Source organism: Syntrophotalea acetylenivorans (genome assembly GCF_001887775.1).
In the GTDB taxonomy this organism is placed as follows: domain Bacteria; phylum Desulfobacterota; class Desulfuromonadia; order Desulfuromonadales; family Syntrophotaleaceae; genus Syntrophotalea_A; species Syntrophotalea_A acetylenivorans.
The window spans coordinates 440,821-461,658 of record NZ_CP015519.1 but is presented as its reverse complement, the minus strand read 5'-3'; the positions used below and the strand labels follow the sequence as shown (position 1 = coordinate 461,658).

The following is a 20,838-nucleotide window of genomic DNA, read 5'->3' as shown; positions in this document are numbered from 1 at the left end:
ACCGATGCTCTTTATGCTGATCGTGACAATCTGGGCCATGGGCGCCAATCTTCTGAAGTTCCTGGCAAAGGGCGACACCTTGCTGGTCGCTTTGTCTGTCGGCATCTTCGCGTTGACGGGCTGGTTGCTGTTCGGAGCAGCAGGGGCGCTGCGTAAAGCTTTTCGCAAAAAAAACAACCGTACCTTCAGAGAATGCTAGTAAAGACAGCACATCCTCTGAATTATCAGCCGAGCAGCGATTGTGATTTTTGCCAACAAAACTTAGATTCAAAACCGGCGGGTTGCGTCCCGCCAACCGCCATACTTTTTGTCCATGCGGCAACAAAAAGTATGCAAAAAGTGCCTTGCCACTGCGTGGAGCATGCGTTCTCGCAGATAAGGAGAAGGTTGACACCCTTTGAATCATTTTACATCGGCAACAATTTCCTTGAGCGGTCCCTCTTCCAGAGGTTATTACTAAAGCGTTCGGTCCGTTTCTATTGTCAACAGTGGTCGAAGGGGCTGTTGGGTTTTAAAACCCATAACGCATATGCAACGTCGCTGCGCTTCCCTCTGCTGTTCAAGAATTTGAGCCGTTTCAATAACCGAAGTGTTACCTATGTGGGTGAACGATACCCGGGTCCGGCGAAGTTTAAGTCAGGTCAAACAACAACGCCCGGGAGCATTGCTACCCGGGCGTTGTTATTCAAAGTAATCGCTAATCAGGTCAGCATGCCGGCCGCGCGCTCGATACGAGCCAGGGCCATCTCCTTGCCCATCACTGCCATCACGAGACAAATGCTTGGGCTGACCGTGCCGCCGGTAAGGGCCACGCGCAGGGGCTGGGCGATCTTGCCGAACTTGAGACCGGTGCTTTCCATTACCTTGCCGAGGGCTGCCTCGATAGAACCTTCCTGCCAATCATCCAAGCCAGCCAGTTGCTCCAACGTAGCGGCAAAGACAGGCTGTTGCGCTTCGGTAAGAAATTTAGCCGATGCCTTGGGATCGAATTCCACCTCGCTGTGATAGTACCAGGCGGCTTGTTCGGCCATCTCGACCATGGTCTTGCAGCGTTCCTGTAGAGATTTGACCACTTCTTCAATCGATGGCCCCCCATCACAGTTTATCCCTTGGGCAGCGAGGTATTCTTTCAGGAGCTCTCCCAGACGCTGAGGGTCCCCGGTTTTTATATAATGGGCATTAAGCCACAAAAGCTTTTCCGGATTAAAGACCCCAGCGGATCGACCGACATTATCCAGGCTGAATTTCTCCACTAGATCTTCCATCGAGAAGATCTCCTCGTCGCCAAAAGACCAGCCGAGCCGCACCAGGTAATTGACCATCGCCTCCGGCAGATAGCCGAGATCCCGGTAGGCCATGACCGAGGTAGCGCCATGCCGCTTGGAAAGACGCTTTTGGTCGGAGCCGAGGATCATCGGTACATGAGCGAACTCGGGCACTTCATAGCCGAGGGCCTGATAAAGCAGGATTTGACGCGGAGTATTGTTGATATGATCGTCGCCGCGAATAACCAGATTGATTCCCATCTCGGCATCGTCGATCACGACGACAAAGTTGTAGGTCGGCGTGCCGTCGGTGCGCTGAATGATCAGATCGTCAAGTTCGGCGTGCTGAAAAGTGATCGGGCCCTTGATGCGGTCGTTAAAGGTCGTCGCACCCTCCTGCGGCGCGCAAAAGCGAACGACATAGGGACGATCCACCGGTGCATCCTCGCGATCACGACAAGTGCCGTCGTATTTGGGCTTGCGCTTCTCCTGCTCGGCCAGCTTGCGCTTTGCTTCCAACTCTTCAGGGGTGCAATAACAGCGATAGGCTTTGCCGGAAGCAAGCAATTGATCGACCTTGGAACGATAGAGATCGAAACGCTCAGACTGATAATAGGGCCCTTCGTCGCAGCTCAAGCCAAGCCAGCTCATGGCCTGTAGAATGGCATCGACCGATTCCTGGGTGGAACGGGCAACATCGGTATCTTCGATACGCAACACGAAGCAACCCTGCTCTTTTTGGGCCAGTAGATAGTTGAACAGGGCGGTACGAGCACCGCCGATATGTAAATATCCCGTCGGACTGGGAGCGAAACGAACGCGCAGTTGAGACATTATTATTACTCCTGAACCGTAGATAAAACGATTTATAAGAAAAGAGGCCGTCTTAAGACGACCCCAGATATATACTGGAACGGGCAGTTATTGACAAGGTTTTTCGGGCCCAGGGAACCCGCCAAAACGGAGCCCAAGACTTACTATTTGGTGCCTTTTCCGCCCTCAAGTGATAATGAATTCGAAAAATTCGGAGGATGGCCAAACAAAAATTGTGTTCTACAAGGCCGGGTGATTTTTCACGGGCGAAGACACACGTTCAGTATGTCGGGGTCTTGGCAAAACGCCGTAAGACAAGATTTTTTCCGGCGCCATCAAGTAATAATTACGCCGGCATACCCGACCACCTCGGAAATGTCGCCAGTCGTTTCACCGGAGTTTCCATAGCGCACCAAAGTGCCCTTGCTGGCACCGAGTTCTTTTGCGGCCGCAAGCATGACGACAGTAGGAACCACCCCGCACATGCTGATGTGTTCAGTCGCTACCAGCCGATAAAGTCCCTCTGCATCGAGGGCAAGAACCTTTTCCAGTGCTCTCATATCCCGCTGGCGAGCGGATTCAGCGGATTCGAAATGGGTCATATCCGAGCTGGCGACCAACAGTGTCGGTTCAGGTTGAGATACCAGCAACCGACCTAGACTTACCCCAAAATCGAGCAACTTCTCCAGTGACGCATGGCCAAGACATATGGGAACCAGTCGGGCATTCGGAGCCATCACCTGGATAAATGGCACCTGGACTTCCAGGGAATGCTCGTGGCGATGAGCTAATTCATCCGCAGTGGCCTCAGTAGAAGCGGCTATAATTTGTTCGGCCAGTTGGCTGTCGATGGGTACATCCCCCAAGGGGGTTTGCCAGCTACCAGCAGGAAAAACCGCTTGAACGGCACCGTAACCCGTATGGTTGGGGCCAAGAAGTACGACCCGGTCGGGAACCTGTACCCGCCCGAAAGTCTGTCCGGCAATAGCACCGGAATAAACATAACCGGCATGAGGCACCATAATACCGATAGCGGGCTGCGGCTCTAGCTCATGCTGCACATAGTTGCTGACTTGCTCCAGCAACGCCTCTTTCCGGCCTGGATAAAACTGCCCTGCCACAGCAGCTGCTCGATACATTGATTCCTCCCTTTACCGTCCCTGGATCAGCCAAACAGACAATGCCTGCGCCATGATTGTATTTTATCATTCCACGGTGAAAGGGCCAACCTGAGACTCCAGCAGCCATAGTACTTAGTCACCAACAGGCCGATTGATCCAGAAACAGAAAAAGCCAGCTCGAAAGCTGGCTTTTTCTGTTTTATTTGGAGGCCCCGACCAGATTCGAACTGGTGATGGAGGTTTTGCAGACCTCTGCCTTACCACTTGGCGACGGGGCCCTTAGAGAAACATTCCGGCTCCTCAAGAGCCCGGTATTGATATCAAATCGCCTTCACACTGTCAAGGAGAAAAACTCCCCTTTTTCCTTTGAGAAGACAGGTCAAGATCCAGGATGAACGGCCTTCAGCAGCTTTGGATACTGATGCTCTTCGTAAGGCACTTCGTGGAAAAGGTTGCGTAACACCTTGTGCATCGGGCTGCTTAGAGAAGCATACAGCTCATTTTTGATCCTGTTAAACCGATACCCGGAAACTTCACTCAATATCCCTTGGATTTTTGCAAACTCGGCCGGCGGTACATCTTCGCCCATTTTGGGGTCAAGAGCGATTACACCTTCACTAAAATCTGCTTGTCCCAAAGCCAACATCAGCCGCTCAAGAAAATCATCCGAGGTTTTATTCTCTACGGTCTGCAATACACGATTCATAGCCAAGGCCTTGCGGTACATGCCCTCTTCAGTACCGCCGGCCTCTTGAATAAAATTTACCAGAGAATAAGCATTGGCCATGACCTGAGGAATATCATTATACATATGGCCAACAATAGTTGTGTAATCACCAGAACCTGAAGCTGAGCCCTGATGACCAACCGCTAAATCCTGTAACCGCTGGCCGATCTGATTGCTGTAATGGAAGTAGTCTTCGACCCTGCCATCTTGATTTGCCTGATAGGCAAGTTGCAGGATCCCAACGATATCGATGGGAAAGAGTTCCACCGCCTGAAGTTGATAAGCAAAGAAGAGTTCACTGGCCTGGGAACCCGTTGAATAATCGCCAAGTTTGCGATAGAGGTCTGCCAACTCGCCAGCCGCATAGGCGGCCAAAAAATAGGCGTTATCCGGAACGATATCGGAATCGTTAACGGCATGCTCTTCAAACAGGGCAAGATATTTCAGAAGCGGGCTTTCCGCAGGGAAAAGCTGCCCATGCAATACCGCCTGGCGGGTACTCTCATAATACCCGGACAGCATAATGCCGAGTTTGGCTGTGGAATCCCACAATTTATGCATAGCGGCAAGATAATTAGTACGCTCATAGAAGCCCGCCGAAATGAATTCTCCCTCTTGAACCCGAGGATCGGCCAATTCTTTATACAGATCGATGGCCTGGTCCAATTGTCGATCTGCGGCTGACGGCAAGTCGCTAAAAAATGGATCGGCAGCTAAAGAATCAGCAGAGTCGCTAAGGCGGCGAGTCACATAAGTAGAAAAACTCATGTGCTGGCTGAGCACAGCTGCCTTGCCTTTGCGGCTGTCTGCCCATTCCCAGGCCAGGCGATAAAAGGCCTCCGCTCTCTGATACTTGGCGACCAGCAGATCGGGGTTCTGCTCTCCCTCAAAAGCATTACGGCTGGCGATGGCCTCAAGAAATGCTACGGCAAAGTTAAGATTGTAATTGTCCGAGTTCAGACCGCGCATTCGCTCAACAGTCGCTTCGACAACAGTCCGATAACCATTTTCCACGGTGAGCTTGTCTTCAATGGACAAGATAATAACTCCCAGAGGAGAGAGTCCCGGAATCTGCTCTTCTACAATAGCCCGCCGAATGATGAGGTGAGCCACATTTTCATAGAGATAAGGTAGACTTTTGACAAAGCCGGCTTTACCTATCTCACGTTGAATACGCAGATTGTCGACCTCCAGCTTCAGCACGACATTCTGCCACAGATCATACACAGCATTACTGAAGCCCCGGGCATCCTTAGCAAGCATCTGCTGGTAAGCAGAATAAAGATAAAGCCAAAAGGCCACATCGGACTGTTGTGCCTTGCCTGACAGGACTCCCATCACAGCCTGTGCATTTTCCAGCTGTACCCCTTCCCCGTTGGACAGGTAAAGACAGAATTCTGCCAGGGAAAGATGATAAAATTTCTTCCATTGCTGGCCCTCTGCGGTCACCTGGCCGACGATACGACCCTCCGCCCCAGTCTCGATCTGTAGGTCCTGGCGTAACTGGTCTCGATACCCTTCCAGTGTCTGTCCGTACTCAGCTCCCTTTTCAGCCAGTAATTGCTGCAGATCCTCCTGAGGATACCAGCTGAAGCGATAGGTAACATCAAGCAGGTTATCCCATTGCCCGGTACTCGTTTGGGACATGACCATGGTGGGGACCAGACAGACAAACAGTACGATTAATGCAAATCTGAACAATTTCATAGGCTTCCTCACTATTTGGAATGATTGATACATTCGATAGCTGAAAGTAACGCTGCACACTTATCGGCAAAATTACGCGGATTGTAGATACGCATCTGCACTGTCTGCCCGGTCTCAACATAATCGATGTGAAATTTCATTTCGCCACAGGGGAAAACACCCCCTTCATCGAGCCGAATAGCCAGTTCGGTACGCAAGCGATCCTCTTCGCTCTGATCGACACAGGCGCCAAGCTGATTGAGGCTGATGAAAAGGTTCGGGTCGGCCCCTGCTTCACCCTCACCGACAAAATTGACGGAACTATCGGGGGGCCGTTGCCGGCGGCACTGTTCACTGAGCCTGAAACAGCGACTGCACCACGTCGGGAAGCTGTCGGCAATTGAACTGAAGCTGTTGCTGCAGGGCCGGAAAAATCACTCACCCTGCCCGTGGCCAAGGGTGCAGCTGTCGAATTACTGGGGGTGACATAACTCCCACCTACCTGGCCAACCGCTGCAATGTCGACCGGGCTTTGACCCGGCTGAGGAGCGAAGGAGCGGCCAGCCTGGGCGACTGCATGCCCGCCTTGACTGCTAGGCATAGAGAAATCACTGCGAGAATGGCTGGTACTGGGCAAGTCGACGGTTGTCCCCGGTGCCGTCGGAGCAAATTGTTTGGCCGGGGCTAAAGCCTGTTGACCGAAAGAACTTGGCTTCAAACTGTAATCAATCACGGCAGAAGCCTTCGGTGAAACCACAAGGCTCTCCTGGTTACGCCTTCCTAAGGCCGGGCTGTCTGCCGCCAAAAGAGGCTGTGGTGTGGAGGCTAGCGTGTATTTACTGGCCTGTCGTGAAGGAGCAGGGGTGTCCAGCACCGGAGCCTGTCGCACGGGAACCGCTAAAGTAACGGTCTTTTTCGGCATCGGCAGCGATTTCTCGACCGGCAACGCAACCTTTTCTTGTACTTTACGTGGCTTGGGAAGAATTCTGGCTGGTGGCAATGCCAAAATCTTCTTCGGTTTCACCTGTATTATTTTTTCAATCGGCTTAGTCTGCTCAAGGGTCTTCTCTTCAATCGGCAGGGGCTCCGGCTGCTGCTTAACCATTACTGGTTCGACAGCAACAAGGGGCTCGGCCGGCGGTTCTTTCAACAGTCTGGTGACAATTTCGATGGGTTCAACGACAGGCGGTTCAACTAAAGGAGAATCGGGGCGGGTGTGCAGGCCAAAAATGAGCAACAGCAGGATAGCGACCAGAACCACTATAACCGTATGCATAGCAGGAAAGTCTTCCCGTATAATAGCAGTAAAAATAGCGGCAAATGGCCTAAAGAATCGATTGGTTCGACGGTCAGGAAAAGCCACCGACTGCTGTGCACAACGGCGATCGGCATAAATATCATTCCGGGCACGGGGCATGGGCACCTGGCACACCCCCCATCCGTAAAGGCTCTCTTTGCCAAACTCCATACCTAAGAGCCTTCCTCAAGTATTTCCGGCTGCACCACAGTCTCGCTATACTCCATTCCCCAGACCTTCGCCATTGCACCAGCGGCATAAAGCAAATCTTGAGTAAGAGAGGTTTTCTCGGGCAACAGGACAGGCTGAATATTTCGCGCTTTCAAATTTTCCAGGGCATCCATCAGTTGCGCGGGAGCAAGCAGTTGGGCTCCCTCGCCATCCACCTGACTCGTGAGTCCGAAACGGACAATCTTATAAGGGACCGGATATTCTGCGGAGACTGGATGAACCTGAAGTTCCCAGACTTCCCTTAACTGACCAAGGGCTCCAAGTTGTTGACTTTCCGGAACCACGGGCACATCCATTTCAGAAAAGCGGATAGTGACGCTGTCGGCAACCGGAATCGTACTCAAACTGATCAACAATAGAAAAGCCAAGTCCGTAAAAGAAAAGAGCCAGGTTTGACCGTTTTTATTTTTCATCCTGCACCTATACTCCGGTTAGTCCTGATCAAAATCAGCGACGGCCGCCAGGCCCTGATCGATTCGCTTGTGCAACAAACCATAAAAAACTTTTTTGAGAAACTCGAGAATGGTGAAACAAACCAGACCGATAAAGGTTGTATACAATGCGGTAGCAATACCGGCGATGGCCAAATCGCTCTTCAAAGTGCCGCTATTGGACAGAAAGTGTACTACCATACCGATGATGGTACCGATAAAGCCCAATGGGGGCATCAAGTTGGCCATCATGCTGATAGGGGAAAGAAATTTCTCCTCGAAATAACGTTCACTGAACTGAAAAGCAGCATCGCGTATAAACGCATCGGGCGGAATGACCTTTTCGGAAGCCGGGTTGTTAATCTTCTCTTCAAGATAGTGTTGTTTCGCCTTGTCAAAAAAGGACGCGGCGATAATCATCACCGGAGTCCGCAAATTGGCGGGCAAATTATGAAGTTGCTTGCGGCTCTTAAGGGTCTTGAAATCAAAAGATGTCAGTGCGCAAAAAGAAAGATAAGACTTGATCAGCGCAAACCCAAATACGCAAAGCATGATGAAATAGACGGTTACCTGCAACAAACCGGAATAGGTATTAATAAGGTAGGTCAAGGTATTGATGATTGACTCGGATAGGGCATTAAACATGTCTTGTTAGTCCCCTTACTGATGCTGTTGAAATTCAAAAAGGCATTAATTAGTCAATTTGGAACGCAGGTTTTGTGCGGCCTCGCCAAGCGTGGCGAATTCCATATCACGGTTATCGACCATAGCCGTTTCGATGGCGACATCCTTGCGATACCGTTTGTCATACATCTTGAGCAGGCTGCGTGCCTGACCGAAACTGCCCGTTTCATATAAGGCGTAAGCACTCAGCAGATTTATTTTAGCAACCTCAAGCCGGGTTTCCAGGTTTTGCAGCGCCTCGCCGTCATTAAGGACAGGCATGGCGTAAACTTCAACGTACCTGGCAACTTCGCAATGAAACCCTGTCCGCTGGCAATCTGCAGGATCTTCATCGGGGCGATGGGGTAATCGATGACTTTCCAAATCGACTGCCGTCGTTCTAAAGTTGATCAGGTTCTGTTTAACATCGTTAAGGTATTGGGTCTTTTGCATAGTGTTCATATGATCCAACACCGGCTGCTCCGGCCAATTCGCCTTGTTGCAAACGTAGCAACCGGACAACAAGAATACGCTAAGGCCCACTATCAGCAGAATGGTCTTTTTCATCAATACGCTCCTTAATCGGCATTTAGCAAATCAATATCTTTGAATATCCGGCTTCTTAAAATTGAATGAGCCTCGTCCGGAACGGGCACATAAAGCTAGGAAAAAGCCACCTCACTTAGAGCAAATTCCATGCCTCGCCCACAAAAAAACTTTTATATTTCGCTTTTCTTCAATATCATCAGTGACATATTACCATAGAAAAACAAGTATTAAACCTTACGCAATAAACATTCTTAACAATAGACAAGGAACTCTTAGCTGAAAGTTACCCTTAAAGGCCCTTCTCTGTGGCTTTTGTCAATTTGTTGACAACGGGCTGACTTCCCTTTAAGTCTGCAAGAATCTGCATTGCTTCACCGACAAACAAATCATTTTCTAAACGGGTCAACCAATCATCACCAGTAGGGTCTTCCAGAACTTTTTGGGTCGACTTGACAGCAGCATCGGCATTTTGCGCCTTTTTAATTTCACTGAGTTCTTGCCACACGTCACCCAATTCCAGCGAGCGTTCTGTAATTCCGCCCCGGTCCTGACTTCGTTTTCGCAACTCGGTTAATATCTTAAATCGAGGAGAGGCGGCCAGCCTCTTTCGGCTCGCAGCGCGTAATGAATCGATGTCAAAAGAAGATGTTCGCCAAGGTGTATATAAAACCGGTGCAATGGTATCCCATGGCAGGGCATAATCCGTATACCGCTCTCCACTCTGGACATAGGGCAGCGGGTCGGGAAGAAGAAGATCCGGTTCAACCCCCTGTACCTGAGTAGATCCACCGCTAACCCGATAAAATTTCTGCAATGTCAATTTCATGGCACCAAGGGGACGGTACTGATCCATACTCTCCGGAGGCAAGGCCCTGTCAAGATTTAGAACTGTCTGTACGGTTCCTTTACCATGGGTTGCATGGTCACCTACGACCAGGGCCCGGCGATAGTCCTGCAGAGCTGCCGCAAGGATTTCAGAGGCTGAGGCGCTGAAGCGATTAACCAATACGATCAAAGGTCCATCAAAGGCCACCTCAGGATCTTTATCTTCAAGCACAGAAATTCGGCCATTGCTGTCTCTAACCTGCACAATCGGTCCCTGCCTGATGAACAGTCCTGCAATTTGCACTGCATCCGTCAAAGCACCGCCGCCATTATTGCGTAAATCGATAACGAGTCCCTCGATATCACTGGCACCAAGTTTTTCCAGGGCAGCCTGGACATCATCGGTACAGTTACGGGGGGTACTGTCCTTATCGTGATCAAAAAAATCACGATAAAAAGTCGGAATGCGAATATAACCGAAGCGTCCTTGGCGGTCTGCAGGCGAAGAAAGCACAGTCGAGCGAACAAAAGATTCCTGAATCTGCACAACATCCCGAATGATCGGTATCACTTGTTGTCTACCAGTAGGCTTTCGCACGGTGAGGCGCACCTCCGTGCCTTTTTTGCCCCGAATGAGACGTACGGCATCCCGTAGCCGGGAATCTACAATATCGATGGGTTCGTCGGCTCCCTCGGCGACTTTGAGGATAATATCCTCGGCCTCAAGTTGCCCCTGACGAAAGGCTGGACTACCGGGGACAATACTGACAACCTTAATGTAACCATCGTCTTGCTGCAGGGTGGCACCAATCCCCTCCAGTGATCCTTTCATACTGATTTCGAATTCCTCTTCTTCTGCAGGAGCAAGATAATTGGTATGGGGATCAAAGGCGCGACACACAGCATCGAAATACCGATCGACATATTCGCGCTGTGTAATCTGCCTCAAACGTATCAGTAATTGTTCAATTGATTTCAGAACCTTCTCTTTAGCAGTAGCCAGCAGCTCCTCATCGACCCGGTACCCCTTCGGCATGGAAGGAGTCTTGGATACCACATCGCCCTGCTCGTCCAACAACTCGAGATAGCGAGACAAGACCTGATATTTGAGCGTTTTACGCCAGCGCTCACGAAGTTCGTTCCGGTCTTGACAGTAATCCAGCTTTTCGGGATCGGTTTCAAAAGATTCTTTGCGGCGCAAATCAAACCCTTTGGTCATGATTTGGCGTATCACAGACTCTACCTCGTCGATTCGCTGGCGATGCAAATCAGCACTTACCGTGGGCAATTTCAGATATCCACTAAGTACCTCATCGTCGATCTGGTGTTCATAGAACCGCAAGGCATCTAAGTCTTTTTTCAACAGAAAACGTTTCTGGCTGTCCAGCTGTTGAATATATAAATCAAAAGCCGCAGTGGAAAAATGATCGTCAAGTGCCAGATCACGATAGTGGTTCTGGGTTAACTGCTGAGAAAGCAGATAGGAAAGAAGTCGCTGACGGTTGACCTCAAAACTTTCAGGGTCACGGGGCATTCCCGCAGAGCTCGAACCGACCCCAAGCAACAAAAAGCCGGTAAACAAAGCCACAAATGAACGAAGGATGAACCTGATGGGCAGGAACATCTTCATATTAGAATCTTGATTATTCAAAATATACGAGCTCCAAGGAAAAGAAACATGAGAACGTTTAGCATTATTTGCGCCAAAACATGGAACGGGTAATCAAATCTCTATGAATATCCCGTTGCTGATGAAGCGGACTCGCCCGGCTAACAGTCGTATTCCTTTGACAACTTGACTAAGTATAACCCCTTGCTAGAATTCATCCAAGTTTCGCATCATTATACCCAACCGAGTCACCAGGGAGAAAAACTATGATCCGCTTATTAATGGTTGCTTGCTTGCTGCTCTGTTTAACGTTGACTGCCGGCTGCAAAAAACAGGAAGAATCAAGCACTTCGCCGTCTGCCGATCAAAAGGCTGCAGCCTTACCCGACACGGATGGTAGAACGCTTATTGAGCTGATCACCGTAACTCAGGACTATCGGCAATGGCCTCTGTTTCCAGGAAAAGAAGCTCTCTACAAGGGTCAGCATCCCCATGGAGCCTACCTTACCACCTATGTTAGTCCTACGGTATTGGCGGCCCTGCAAAACAAAAAAGGTCAATTGCCCGATGGATCCATTATCGTCAAAGAAAACTATTCTCCGGAAAAAGAATTGGCTGCCGTCACGGTCATGTATCGACGGACCGGCTATAACCCCGAGGGAGGTGACTGGTATTGGCTCAAGTACGCGCCGGACAAAACCATTCTGGCGGAAGGTAAGGTTGATGGCTGCATCAACTGTCATAGGGCCGTTCAGAACAACGAGTGGGTATTTACAGGGCCCGTTAAGCCGGCAGAGCTTCCATAGAGACCTGCTGCAGTGTTTTCTCAATAATCCGCTGTCGTTAATAGACGACACATTCTGCAATTAGAAAACGCAGCGACCTTCTTGGCCAAACATAAAAAAAGGCAGCGAGCTTACGCTCGCTGCCTTTTAGTTTTTTTGGTGGGCGAAACAGGGCTCGAACCTGTGACCCTCGGCTTGTAAGGCCGATGCTCTCCCAACTGAGCTATTCGCCCGGTACGTGCGAATTTATAACAATTGAATTTAGCTAAGTCAAGCCGATAATTATCTTAGGCTTGACCTTCTGCGACAGAGCCTTGCAAGCGTTCCATAAACTCCGGGGGCAGACTTGTTGGACGTCGATCAGCCCCCAATACCATATGCAGCGTACGCCCTTCGACCAGCAACCTTTCTTTCGGTCCGTAAATCCGGTACCGGAATTCAAGCAACTTTCTCCGGAGTCGACAAAGGTTGGTTTCAACAATCAGGCGATCCTCGTAAAATGCCGGTGCCCGGTAACGAACTTCGGCCTCAGCCACCACGACATAGTATCCGGCCTTTTCCAATTCGCTATAGCAAAATCCCTGCTGTCGTAAATAGTCTGAACGACCTTCCTCGAACCAGACCAGGTAATTAGCATGGTGAACGATTCCCTGAGCATCCGTTTCTGCATAGCGGACAGTTAATTCAGTACGACTGCCTGACATGGCATCTCCATAAAATCCATGGCCCATGAGTTCAACGTTATCACAACCGCTGGTCGTAAAGTTATTCTTTATAGCGCTCCGCCAAGTCGGCCAAACGCTCGACATCGAGTATATCGATAGAACGAGACTGAACTCGAATCAGATCGTCATCAACCATTTTACGAAAAGTGCGGGACAGAGTTTCGCTGACCGTACCAAGATTGACCGCCAACTGACTCTTGGACAAAGGCAATTCAACGCGCTGTTGTTCTCCTTCGGCCAAATCAAGCAGGTAGCGGGCAAGGCGGGCTGGAACATCACGAAAAGCAATATCTTCCATCTGATCCATGAATTCCCTTAACAAGCGGGAGATACCGCCGATCATGTTGATCGCCAATTGAACATTATTCTTTAATAGCTGAAGCACCTCGTGCTTTGGGAAAAAAAGCAGGACCGACCGCTCAAGAGTAGCTGCATTCGCAGGGTAAGTGCCAAGATCAAAGATGGCAGCTTCGGCAAAGGTACGGCCGGGTTCTGCGATGCGCAGCACCCTCTCCCGTCCCTCTGGAGTCACTTTATAAATTTTCACCTTCCCCTTTACTGGGACATAAAATCCCCGAGCATTTTCACCTTCCGTAAAAAGTATAGTCCCTTTAGGAATCTCACTTCGGCTGGCAATCTTAAGCAAAGCAGCCAAATCTTCATCGGTAAGACCTGTAAAGAGAGGACACTTTTGTATTGCAAGTTTACTATTCATGGTTGGAACTGTAACAAAACAACAAAGGAGTGCCAACATCAAAAACCCAATCAATCATTAGGATTTTTCCTTTTATTCATTGATCTCTGTATCGTATCTGGTTACATTTACCCGGGTAAAACAGGAATGCTCAGGCTGCTTAACCTGCCACGGCAACGTCGGTCATTCAACCCGTAAATAGGCGGAGGATACCATGAGCGTAAAACCGTACGAAATAGTAATTTTCGTCGTTTCAACCCTCCTTGCAATAACCGTTGGTTATCTGATGCTCAATACACAGGACCGCAAGCAGCAAACAAATCTTTACCCACACAAGGTGATAGAGATCGATGCACAGGAGCTCGACCCCGCGGTATGGGGAAGAACTTTCCCTACGAATACGACAGCTTCGTTAAAACTAAAATCGACTACGGCAAGACCGAATATGGAGGCTCCACGCCCTATAGCAAAATAGAACGCTTCCCGGCTATGAAGAGGCTTTGGGCTGGTTACGCCTTCAGTATTGACCATAATGAGGACCGCGGCCACCACTACGCAGCCATCGATCAGGCCGAAACCCAGCGGGTTAAAGTGGTCAGTCAACCCGGTGCCTGCGCCAACTGCCACGCGGCAGAAGCGCCTCGTCTCATCGAAGAGATGGGTTGGGAGGAATTTAACCACACCCCTTACAACGAACTGCAACCACACCTGAAAACCGGAACTTCCTGCTCTGACTGTCACGATCCTCAGACCATGGCCCTACGCATCACCCGGCCGGCCTTCATCAATGCCATGAAAGAAGCCGGTGTCGATCTTGAGACAGCCAGTCGTCAAGAGATGCGCAGTTATGTCTGTGCTCAGTGTCATGTTGAATACTATTTCAAAGGGGAAAACAAAGTTCTGACCTTCCCTTGGAGTAAAGGACGCAGCATCGAGGCTATCGAAGAGCATTACGACGCTTACGCATTTAAAGATTGGACACATAAAGAGACCGGCGCCCCAATGCTGAAGATGCAGCATCCTGAATTTGAACTATGGGGTACAGGCATTCACGCCCGCTCAGGGGTATCCTGCGCCGACTGTCACATGCCTTATGTTCGTCAAGGCAGTGTCAAGATCTCCGATCACTGGGTACGCAGCCCTCTGCACAATCTCAACCAATCGTGCCAGACCTGCCACAACCGCCCGGCTGAAGAGTTAAAAGAACGAGTTTTAGCTATTCAGCATAAAACCGATGAACTGCTTACCCAGAGCCAGCAGGCCCTGCTCTCAGCTATGGACTCCATTGTTGCAGCCAGGCAGGCCGGAGCCAGCCAAGATCAACTCAAGAAGGCCTTACATCTGCAACGCCGTGGCCAGATGCGCTGGGACTTCATCTCCAGCGAAAACAGCACCGGTTTTCACAGCCCCCAGGAGTCGGCACGCATTCTAGCCGATTCTATCGACTTTGCCCGACAGGCAGAAATTGCGGTACTCAAAATTCGAAACGATCGTTAGGCAAAAAAGTTTTCCCTGGCCGTTTGAGATGTATCTCGCTAGATTCCACAGCCAAAGCTGTTACGTTAGAAGTTGCTATACAAGGATATTTGGGTTATTTTTACCTTTAGGGTCATGGCAATCTCTGCCCGATGACCGTGGCCGAAAAGGCTTTTCAATCTCTGTCTCCCCAATTAAATAGGAGGAAAAACGCATGAAAAAATTTCTGATTCTGGCTGGAGTACTGTCTCTTTTAGTTTTTGCTATCGCTTGCAAAAAGGAAGAACCCGTCGCTCCGGTTGAGGAAAGCCCCGTTGCCGAAGCTACCGCAACGGATGTGGAGCAAGCAGCGCAAGAGGTCATGGACGATGCTACCGCCGCCGTGGAAGAAACCGCTGAAGAAGCCATGGAAGCTGGCAAGGAGATGGTAGAAGAAGGTCAGGCCATGGTGGAAGAAGCCGGTGAAGAAATGATGGAAAAGGGTCAGGAAATGGTTGATGAGGCCGCCGAGGGCGCCGAATCGATGATGGACGATGCCGAGAAGGCGATGGAAATGCCAGAGGAACAATAAGCACCGCCTTTTATGACCCAAAAAGCCTGCAGGAAAATACTGCAGGCTTTCAAACTGTTACTGACAAAATCCTCACTTTCAAGTGAGGATTTTGCGTTTTAAACCGATAAAAAAGTCTTTTCAAATTACTCAACAAATTCAGCCTTTCAGTAAACAGGCATCAGCCCCGGATGATCCCCGGTAATACAACGCCCCCCCTGGGCAGTCACGATGAAGGTATTTTCGATACCGACCATTCCGACCCCGGGGATGCCTTTTTTAGGTTCCAGGGCCAGTACCATCCCTTCCTGCAGAGGCTCGTCGAAGCCTTTGGCGATAACAGGAGCCTCATCGATCTGCAAGCCGATGCCATGACCGAAAAACCGAGCCGGACGGGAGCCGAACCCCATGAAATTATCAAGAAACTCTCCCTCCAGGTTGTCCATGACCTGCTCATAGATTGCTGAAGGGACGGCGCCGGGACGCAACTGTTCTGCAATACGATTCTGAATCTCCACACATTGATGGTGGGCAGCCATCGCTTCATCATCGATCGGTTCGCCAAACATATAGGTGGAAGTTTTGTCGGTATGATACCCCTCTACCCCACAGCCGATATCGACGAAGACCAGATCACCTTTGGCCAAACGGTGCAATCGACTGCCGAGCAAAGGCACAGCCGGGTGCAGACCGTAGTTGCCTCCCGGGCCGTCAAAACTACAGGGATAGAGGGAACTTTCGCCGAAACAGATGTGGCCAAGAGCCACTTCGGCCTGAAACATGGCGAATCGGGCCACTCCGTGATGGCCCTCCTCGACCATTACGGCATAGAGACGGGCCGCCAGGTCTGCCTCGCTCATCCCTGCCTGCAGCATCTCCGGCAACCGTACTTCGAGAATCCGCCTGTGTACTTCACCGCAGCGCTCCATCAGTTCAAGTTCGTAAGGGCTCTTGACGGCACGCACAGCGGCCAGTGCACCGTCAGCCGGACGGATATCGTTGATGGGAAAGTGTTTTTGCAAGCGACGCAGCAGAGCTAAAGGCAACAATTCGCATTCGACATGCAAGCGATCCGGAAGATTACCGACCGCCGCAGCCACGTCGCGAAAGCTGTTCATGGTCTCGATGCGGTCAAACAGCGACTCATCCATCGCCCGTTCGAAACTTTTGCGCACCCACAGCACGGCCTCGCCGTCTCGCGGAATCCACAACAGGCCATCCTGCATGGTACCGGTTAAATAGTACTGGTTGACGCGCCCAAAGATCGCAGCAGACTGCCACTCGGGGTCGACTCGATCCATCTGAGCGCGGAAACGGATCATTCGCTCTTGTAATTCACTTAATGGAACCTGCATGGTTTTCTCCTCGGGAAATATCAAAAAAGCCATAAAATAATGGTAAAGGCATCACGATAACGGATAGGGATTACGCGGGTCGGCCCTCAGGCGCATGTCAAGTACCTCGAGTAAGGCCTCGGCCGCCCCCTTCGGAGACATACGAAGCAACTGGCGATGCAGTTGAGGCAAGCCGCCGGGTAAGTTGTCAAGCAGGTAGGAAACCGCCGCCTGCTGATCGGCCATCAGGCGCAGGCGCAACAGTTCCTGCGGCAGGCGCCGAGTGGAACAAAACCGCCCTCCTGCCAAGCCCCATTCCATCAGGCAGAAAATCGGCAGGACCGCCCGATCTTCAGCAACACCGGCCTGCTTCAGCTTGAGGGAGGCCAGCTGATTGAGAGGATTCAGCCGGAGGGCTTGCAACTGCTGGCGGGAGGAGATATCGAGCATAATCAGCCTTCTCGGTAACAGGGCATTGACTTTACTAACTACTCCAGAATAAGCGCAAGCAGACAGGTTTGTCCAGCGCCGCTACTCCCAGCCCACAGGCCTTGGCCTAACCACTATAAAATCATTCAGGCTCGGCCATTAGCAGGCGGTTCTTCGGAGTAATTGCCGCTGGAATCGTCTGCGTGTAGACTCGATAACCGGCCCCTCGCAGCCGTGCCACCCTTGCGGCGTCCACGGCCAGCGGACCATCCATCCAGCCCCGCAGACCTCCGTCATCCGCATTGTGCAAGTCGTGGCAGCAGGGCAGTACCGCGACCCTGGCCTTCCCCTTGATCGCCGCCTGGATCACCTGATCCGTCAACCCGCCGCAGGCATGAGCCGAAACCACCAGATCATTCCTGTCGATTTCTATGGTATCGATGCGTTGCTCCATCAAGTGAATGCGCCCCTGTAAGCGGGGCCAGTCAGACTGCAGAACGGCTGCCAACTTGCCGGCGCTCTCCGGTAGACGCACATCCCCCGCCAGCGCCTCGGCCGAACTGTCGTCCAGCACCAGCAGTACATGCGCCAGAAGACCATGACCGCATGCCAGATCGATGACTCTTCCACCGCGAAACCGGCGTCGCACCCGGCGGGCCATTTCCCAAGCCTCAAATAATTCTTTGCGGGGCAAACATTCAGCGCGGCACACCGAGCGAGCAATACGGTGGAACAGGGTCTCTTCGCTAAACAGATGACTATGGCGATGATTAAGACGATTGCGAGATGATCTGTCCATGGTGTTTCCCTGCTGAAAAATAGAGTTGAAATGTTTTATAAAAGTCTGCCCATCAGGTTACTGGGAAATAGCTAAAGGGAACAGCTAAATCAATCTAATAATTGCCTTGAACCGCGATTTAAAAGCAGAATTTGATTGCAAGCAGAAGGATTTAAATGATATGTTTCGCAGTTCCGTGGACCGCAGGGATCACCCCTGCGGTTTTTTATTTGTCTATGAGCCTGTCGGACTTAACGGGCCGAAACGAAAAACTGGCTGTTCAAGGCCAGATTATTGAGAATTTGAGAGCGAATAGCAGGGCTATTTGGCGAAAATTCTCGGAAATATGGACCGGTCAGGCAATTTTGCAGTCGGTTCCTGGAAAGTCCTACAAGCTCTTATACAGAAAGTATCACATCCATGATCAGCGCCAACAATGTGGCCCTCGCCTACGGCAAGAGGGTCATTTTTAAAGACGTCAATATTAAATTCGTTCCCGGCAACTGTTACGGTCTCATCGGAGCCAACGGCGCAGGGAAGTCCACCTTCCTTAAGATTCTCGCCGGTGAAATCGAATCGGATAAAGGCAACATCGCAGTCGGTTCCGGCGAGCGGATTGCCATGCTTCGCCAGGACCACTTCGCCTTCGACGATGAAACCGTCTTCAACACGGTGATGATGGGGCATCAGCGCCTCTATAAGGTGATGGCCGAACGGGAGGCGATCTACTCCAAAGGGGAGTTCACCGAAGAAGACGGCATTCGCTCCGGGGAACTGGAAGCAGAGTTTGCCGAAATGAACGGCTACGAGGCCGAATCGGAAGCCGCTGTACTGCTTAACGGTCTCGGCATACCTGAAGAACTGCGACACAAGAAAATGAAAGAACTCGAAGGGGGTGAAAAGGTCCGCGTGCTCTTGGCCCAGGCCCTGTTCGGCAATCCTGACATTCTACTCTTGGATGAGCCGACCAACCATCTCGATCTCAAATCGATCAATTGGCTGGAGGAATTTCTCTCTCGTTTTCAGAACACGGTCATCGTGGTCTCCCACGACCGTCATTTTCTCAACCAGGTCTGTACCCACGTAGCGGATATCGACTTCGGAAAAATCACCGTCTATGTCGGCAATTACGACTTCTGGTACGAGGCAAGTCAGCTGGTGCTCAAACAAAAGCAGGAAGAAAATCGAAAAATCACTGATAAAGCCAACGACCTCAAGGAATTCATTCAGCGCTTCAGTTCCAACGCCTCCAAGGCTAAACAGGCAACTTCCCGTAAGAAGCTATTGGAAAAACTGACCCTTGAGGACATGCCTGTTTCCTCCCGTAAATACCCCTTCGTGGTCTTCAAGCCGGAGCGCCCCTGCGGCGACATCATTCTGGAAATCAAGGATCTGTGCAAAACCGTCGACGGAGTCCAGGTGTTGAATAATTTCAGCCTGACCGTCAACAAGGGGGACAAGATCGCTTTTGTTGGCGGCGACAGTCTGACCAAGACCACCCTGTTTCAGATCCTTGAAGGAGAGATCGAACCCGATAGCGGCAGCTTTCGCTTCGGGGTCACCATCACCCCGGCCTATTTCCCCAAAGAGAACCGCCGCTACTTTGAAAACGACTTGAATCTCATCGAGTGGCTGCGTCAATTCGCCCCCACTGAAGGAGAGATTTTTGCCCGGGGCTTTCTCGGCCGCATGCTCTTTTCCGGGGACGAGGCGACCAAACAATCGAGCGTCCTTTCCGGTGGTGAAAAGGTGCGGTGCATGCTCGCCAAAATGATGCTCACCGCAGCTAATGTGCTGGTATTCGATGAACCGACCAACCATCTCGATCTTGAATCGATTACCGCTCTCAACGAAGGTCTGATCGACTACTCGGAAGTAATCCTCTTCGCCACACACGATCATAAGTTTCTATCGACAGTGGCCAACCGCATCGTCGAATTCACCCCTGTCGGCTTTATTGAACGCTCCATGACTTTCGATGAATATCTTGAAAGCACCGAAGTTGCAAAAATCAGAGAAGAGCACTTTCAAGGGGAAGCCAGTCTGACCCTGTAACAGGGTATGAATATCGACTTCCGCAAAACTGATAACGCCTGCTCTACCCATGTAAGGAAACTGCTATGGCTTTACCCTGGAAAATAATCGATCGCTTTGACACCCAGGATGAAGGTATTCTTGAATTGCGCCAGCGGGGCGTCGGGGATTATCTGATAACGGTCGGTCCCCAGGTGCTCATGAATAGTAAAGCACAACGCTCAGAAATCGCCCTCGGCGAACTCGGCTGCAAGGGCCTGTTGAACCGGCCGCATCCAAAAGTGCTGGTCGGTGGGCTGGGTATGGCCATCACCCTGCGGGCGGTACTCGATGTTCTACCAGAAGATGCACAAGTCGTGGTGGCCGAGCTCAATCCGAAAATCCATGAGTGGTGCCTTGGCCCCCTGGCTGAATTAACCGACGGGGCGGCCAGCGACCCCAGGGTGACGATTGAGATCGCTGACGTTGCCGAGTTAATTCGACGAACGCCGGTTGAAACTTTCGACGCCGTAATCCTCGACCTCTACCGGGGGCCACACCCCAAAACCGATAGGCGCAACGACCCCATTTACGGTAGCCGCGCCATCGAACGCACCCGGGCGGCCCTGAAACCCGAGGGCACCTTTGCCATTTGGGGAGAAAATCCCGATGCCGGATTCGAAGGACGTCTAAATTCTGCCGGCTTTGCCGTGCGCTGTGAAAGACACGGCAAAGGGGGCTACCGTCATGCGGTCTGGGTCGCAAAAAAAGGCAAGGCAAAGACAGGTCCTCAACAAAAACAACCCCGCAAAAGAGTGAATTAAACACTGAGAAAGG

Annotated in this window: 19 protein-coding genes and 2 tRNA genes; 6 read left to right on the top strand and 15 right to left on the bottom strand. The window is 51.0% G+C overall.

Going from position 1 to position 20,838, the window contains the following annotated elements; all coding sequences use genetic code 11:
- The first annotated feature begins 13 nt into the window (after positions 1 to 13).
- Positions 14 to 199, top strand: a complete 186-nt coding sequence (locus tag A7E78_RS15280) for a hypothetical protein (RefSeq protein ID WP_235606780.1) — start codon at positions 14 to 16, stop codon at positions 197 to 199.
- A gap of 502 nt (positions 200 to 701) precedes the next feature.
- On the opposite strand, the gene gltX is transcribed toward A7E78_RS15280, so the two are convergent.
- From gltX to A7E78_RS02085, 9 genes are all read right to left on the bottom strand, one after another.
- A complete protein-coding gene (gltX, locus tag A7E78_RS02125; RefSeq protein WP_072282716.1) occupies positions 702 to 2,099 on the bottom strand; it encodes a glutamate--tRNA ligase in 1,398 nt (465 codons plus the stop codon).
- 314 nt (positions 2,100 to 2,413) lie between these two features.
- Positions 2,414 to 3,217, bottom strand: a complete 804-nt coding sequence (amrB, locus tag A7E78_RS02120; RefSeq protein ID WP_072282715.1) for an AmmeMemoRadiSam system protein B — start codon at positions 3,215 to 3,217, stop codon at positions 2,414 to 2,416.
- Positions 3,218 to 3,403: 186 nt separating this feature from the next.
- A tRNA-Cys gene (locus A7E78_RS02115) sits at positions 3,404 to 3,477 on the bottom strand.
- A 101-nt stretch (positions 3,478 to 3,578) separates the two neighbouring features.
- Positions 3,579 to 5,633, bottom strand: coding sequence for a hypothetical protein (locus A7E78_RS02110; protein WP_072282714.1), 2,055 nt, complete (start codon positions 5,631 to 5,633; stop codon positions 3,579 to 3,581).
- 136 nt (positions 5,634 to 5,769) lie between these two features.
- The gene (locus tag A7E78_RS02105; RefSeq protein ID WP_072282713.1) at positions 5,770 to 7,080 is read right to left on the bottom strand and encodes a hypothetical protein; all 1,311 of its coding nucleotides are present in this window, start codon (positions 7,078 to 7,080) and stop codon (positions 5,770 to 5,772) included.
- A 2-nt stretch (positions 7,081 to 7,082) separates the two neighbouring features.
- Positions 7,083 to 7,553, bottom strand: a complete 471-nt coding sequence (locus A7E78_RS02100) for a hypothetical protein (RefSeq protein ID WP_072282712.1) — start codon at positions 7,551 to 7,553, stop codon at positions 7,083 to 7,085.
- 18 nt (positions 7,554 to 7,571) lie between these two features.
- Entirely contained in the window at positions 7,572 to 8,216 is a 645-nt protein-coding gene (locus tag A7E78_RS02095; protein WP_072282711.1) for a MotA/TolQ/ExbB proton channel family protein, read from the bottom strand.
- A gap of 45 nt (positions 8,217 to 8,261) precedes the next feature.
- The gene (locus A7E78_RS02090) at positions 8,262 to 8,801 is read right to left on the bottom strand and encodes a hypothetical protein (protein ID WP_072282710.1); all 540 of its coding nucleotides are present in this window, start codon (positions 8,799 to 8,801) and stop codon (positions 8,262 to 8,264) included.
- A 271-nt stretch (positions 8,802 to 9,072) separates the two neighbouring features.
- Positions 9,073 to 11,259, bottom strand: a complete 2,187-nt coding sequence (locus A7E78_RS02085) for a carboxy terminal-processing peptidase (protein ID WP_158516055.1) — start codon at positions 11,257 to 11,259, stop codon at positions 9,073 to 9,075.
- Between the two features lie 224 nt (positions 11,260 to 11,483).
- Here A7E78_RS02085 and A7E78_RS02080 point away from each other — a divergent pair, with 224 nt between their 5' ends.
- Positions 11,484 to 12,023 carry a cytochrome P460 family protein gene (locus A7E78_RS02080; protein ID WP_235606779.1) on the top strand — a complete coding sequence of 180 codons (540 nt, stop codon included), beginning with the start codon at positions 11,484 to 11,486 and terminating at the stop codon, positions 12,021 to 12,023.
- Between the two features lie 136 nt (positions 12,024 to 12,159).
- Here the strand turns inward: A7E78_RS02080 and A7E78_RS02075 are convergent.
- The 3 genes from A7E78_RS02075 to A7E78_RS02065 all read right to left on the bottom strand — a co-directional run bounded on the left by A7E78_RS02075 (position 12,160) and on the right by A7E78_RS02065 (position 13,442).
- Positions 12,160 to 12,235 (bottom strand) — tRNA-Val (locus tag A7E78_RS02075).
- A 54-nt stretch (positions 12,236 to 12,289) separates the two neighbouring features.
- Entirely contained in the window at positions 12,290 to 12,706 is a 417-nt protein-coding gene (locus A7E78_RS02070) for an acyl-CoA thioesterase (RefSeq protein WP_072282708.1), read from the bottom strand.
- A 61-nt stretch (positions 12,707 to 12,767) separates the two neighbouring features.
- Entirely contained in the window at positions 12,768 to 13,442 is a 675-nt protein-coding gene (locus tag A7E78_RS02065) for a Crp/Fnr family transcriptional regulator (protein ID WP_072285001.1), read from the bottom strand.
- Between the two features lie 354 nt (positions 13,443 to 13,796).
- Between A7E78_RS02065 and A7E78_RS02060 the strand changes: the two genes are divergently transcribed.
- The gene (locus tag A7E78_RS02060) at positions 13,797 to 14,918 is read left to right on the top strand and encodes an ammonia-forming cytochrome c nitrite reductase subunit c552 (protein ID WP_201258023.1); all 1,122 of its coding nucleotides are present in this window, start codon (positions 13,797 to 13,799) and stop codon (positions 14,916 to 14,918) included.
- Between the two features lie 193 nt (positions 14,919 to 15,111).
- Entirely contained in the window at positions 15,112 to 15,468 is a 357-nt protein-coding gene (locus A7E78_RS02055; protein WP_072282707.1) for a hypothetical protein, read from the top strand.
- Positions 15,469 to 15,614: 146 nt separating this feature from the next.
- Here A7E78_RS02055 and A7E78_RS02050 read toward each other — a convergent pair whose 3' ends face one another.
- The 3 genes from A7E78_RS02050 to A7E78_RS02040 form a co-directional block, all read right to left on the bottom strand.
- Positions 15,615 to 16,802 (bottom strand): M24 family metallopeptidase, encoded by a 1,188-nt coding sequence (locus A7E78_RS02050; protein ID WP_072282706.1) that lies wholly within the window; start codon positions 16,800 to 16,802, stop codon positions 15,615 to 15,617.
- A gap of 51 nt (positions 16,803 to 16,853) precedes the next feature.
- Positions 16,854 to 17,231, bottom strand: coding sequence for a hypothetical protein (locus tag A7E78_RS02045; RefSeq protein ID WP_072282705.1), 378 nt, complete (start codon positions 17,229 to 17,231; stop codon positions 16,854 to 16,856).
- A gap of 121 nt (positions 17,232 to 17,352) precedes the next feature.
- Positions 17,353 to 18,009 carry a methyltransferase gene (locus tag A7E78_RS02040; protein WP_072282704.1) on the bottom strand — a complete coding sequence of 219 codons (657 nt, stop codon included), beginning with the start codon at positions 18,007 to 18,009 and terminating at the stop codon, positions 17,353 to 17,355.
- Between the two features lie 399 nt (positions 18,010 to 18,408).
- Here A7E78_RS02040 and A7E78_RS02035 point away from each other — a divergent pair, with 399 nt between their 5' ends.
- Positions 18,409 to 20,043 carry an ABC-F family ATP-binding cassette domain-containing protein gene (locus A7E78_RS02035; protein ID WP_072282703.1) on the top strand — a complete coding sequence of 545 codons (1,635 nt, stop codon included), beginning with the start codon at positions 18,409 to 18,411 and terminating at the stop codon, positions 20,041 to 20,043.
- A 65-nt stretch (positions 20,044 to 20,108) separates the two neighbouring features.
- Positions 20,109 to 20,825, top strand: coding sequence for a spermidine synthase (locus tag A7E78_RS02030; protein ID WP_072282702.1), 717 nt, complete (start codon positions 20,109 to 20,111; stop codon positions 20,823 to 20,825).
- The last annotated feature ends 13 nt before the right edge of the window (positions 20,826 to 20,838 follow it).

Excerpts from the sequence above, each read along its gene's own strand:
- A7E78_RS02100 (WP_072282712.1), bottom strand. The coding sequence starts at position 7,553 with ATGAAAAATAAAAACGGTCAAACCTGGCTCTTTTCTTTTACGGACTTG.
- A7E78_RS02050 (WP_072282706.1), bottom strand. The coding sequence starts at position 16,802 with ATGCAGGTTCCATTAAGTGAATTACAAGAGCGAATGATCCGTTTCCGC.
- A7E78_RS02095 (WP_072282711.1), bottom strand. The coding sequence starts at position 8,216 with ATGTTTAATGCCCTATCCGAGTCAATCATCAATACCTTGACCTACCTT.
- A7E78_RS02055 (WP_072282707.1), top strand. The coding sequence starts at position 15,112 with ATGAAAAAATTTCTGATTCTGGCTGGAGTACTGTCTCTTTTAGTTTTT.
- A7E78_RS15280 (WP_235606780.1), top strand. The coding sequence starts at position 14 with ATGCTGATCGTGACAATCTGGGCCATGGGCGCCAATCTTCTGAAGTTC.
- A7E78_RS02030 (WP_072282702.1), top strand. The coding sequence starts at position 20,109 with ATGGCTTTACCCTGGAAAATAATCGATCGCTTTGACACCCAGGATGAA.
- A7E78_RS02065 (WP_072285001.1), bottom strand. The coding sequence starts at position 13,442 with ATGAATAGTAAACTTGCAATACAAAAGTGTCCTCTCTTTACAGGTCTT.
- A7E78_RS02035 (WP_072282703.1), top strand. The coding sequence starts at position 18,409 with ATGATCAGCGCCAACAATGTGGCCCTCGCCTACGGCAAGAGGGTCATT.
- A7E78_RS02105 (WP_072282713.1), bottom strand. The coding sequence starts at position 7,080 with ATGGAGTTTGGCAAAGAGAGCCTTTACGGATGGGGGGTGTGCCAGGTG.
- gltX (WP_072282716.1), bottom strand. The coding sequence starts at position 2,099 with ATGTCTCAACTGCGCGTTCGTTTCGCTCCCAGTCCGACGGGATATTTA.
- amrB (WP_072282715.1), bottom strand. The coding sequence starts at position 3,217 with ATGTATCGAGCAGCTGCTGTGGCAGGGCAGTTTTATCCAGGCCGGAAA.
- A7E78_RS02080 (WP_235606779.1), top strand. The coding sequence starts at position 11,484 with ATGATCCGCTTATTAATGGTTGCTTGCTTGCTGCTCTGTTTAACGTTG.
- A7E78_RS02090 (WP_072282710.1), bottom strand. The coding sequence starts at position 8,801 with ATGAAAAAGACCATTCTGCTGATAGTGGGCCTTAGCGTATTCTTGTTG.
- A7E78_RS02070 (WP_072282708.1), bottom strand. The coding sequence starts at position 12,706 with ATGTCAGGCAGTCGTACTGAATTAACTGTCCGCTATGCAGAAACGGAT.
- A7E78_RS02110 (WP_072282714.1), bottom strand. The coding sequence starts at position 5,633 with ATGAAATTGTTCAGATTTGCATTAATCGTACTGTTTGTCTGTCTGGTC.
- A7E78_RS02045 (WP_072282705.1), bottom strand. The coding sequence starts at position 17,231 with ATGCTCGATATCTCCTCCCGCCAGCAGTTGCAAGCCCTCCGGCTGAAT.
- A7E78_RS02060 (WP_201258023.1), top strand. The coding sequence starts at position 13,797 with ATGGGGAAGAACTTTCCCTACGAATACGACAGCTTCGTTAAAACTAAA.
- A7E78_RS02040 (WP_072282704.1), bottom strand. The coding sequence starts at position 18,009 with ATGGACAGATCATCTCGCAATCGTCTTAATCATCGCCATAGTCATCTG.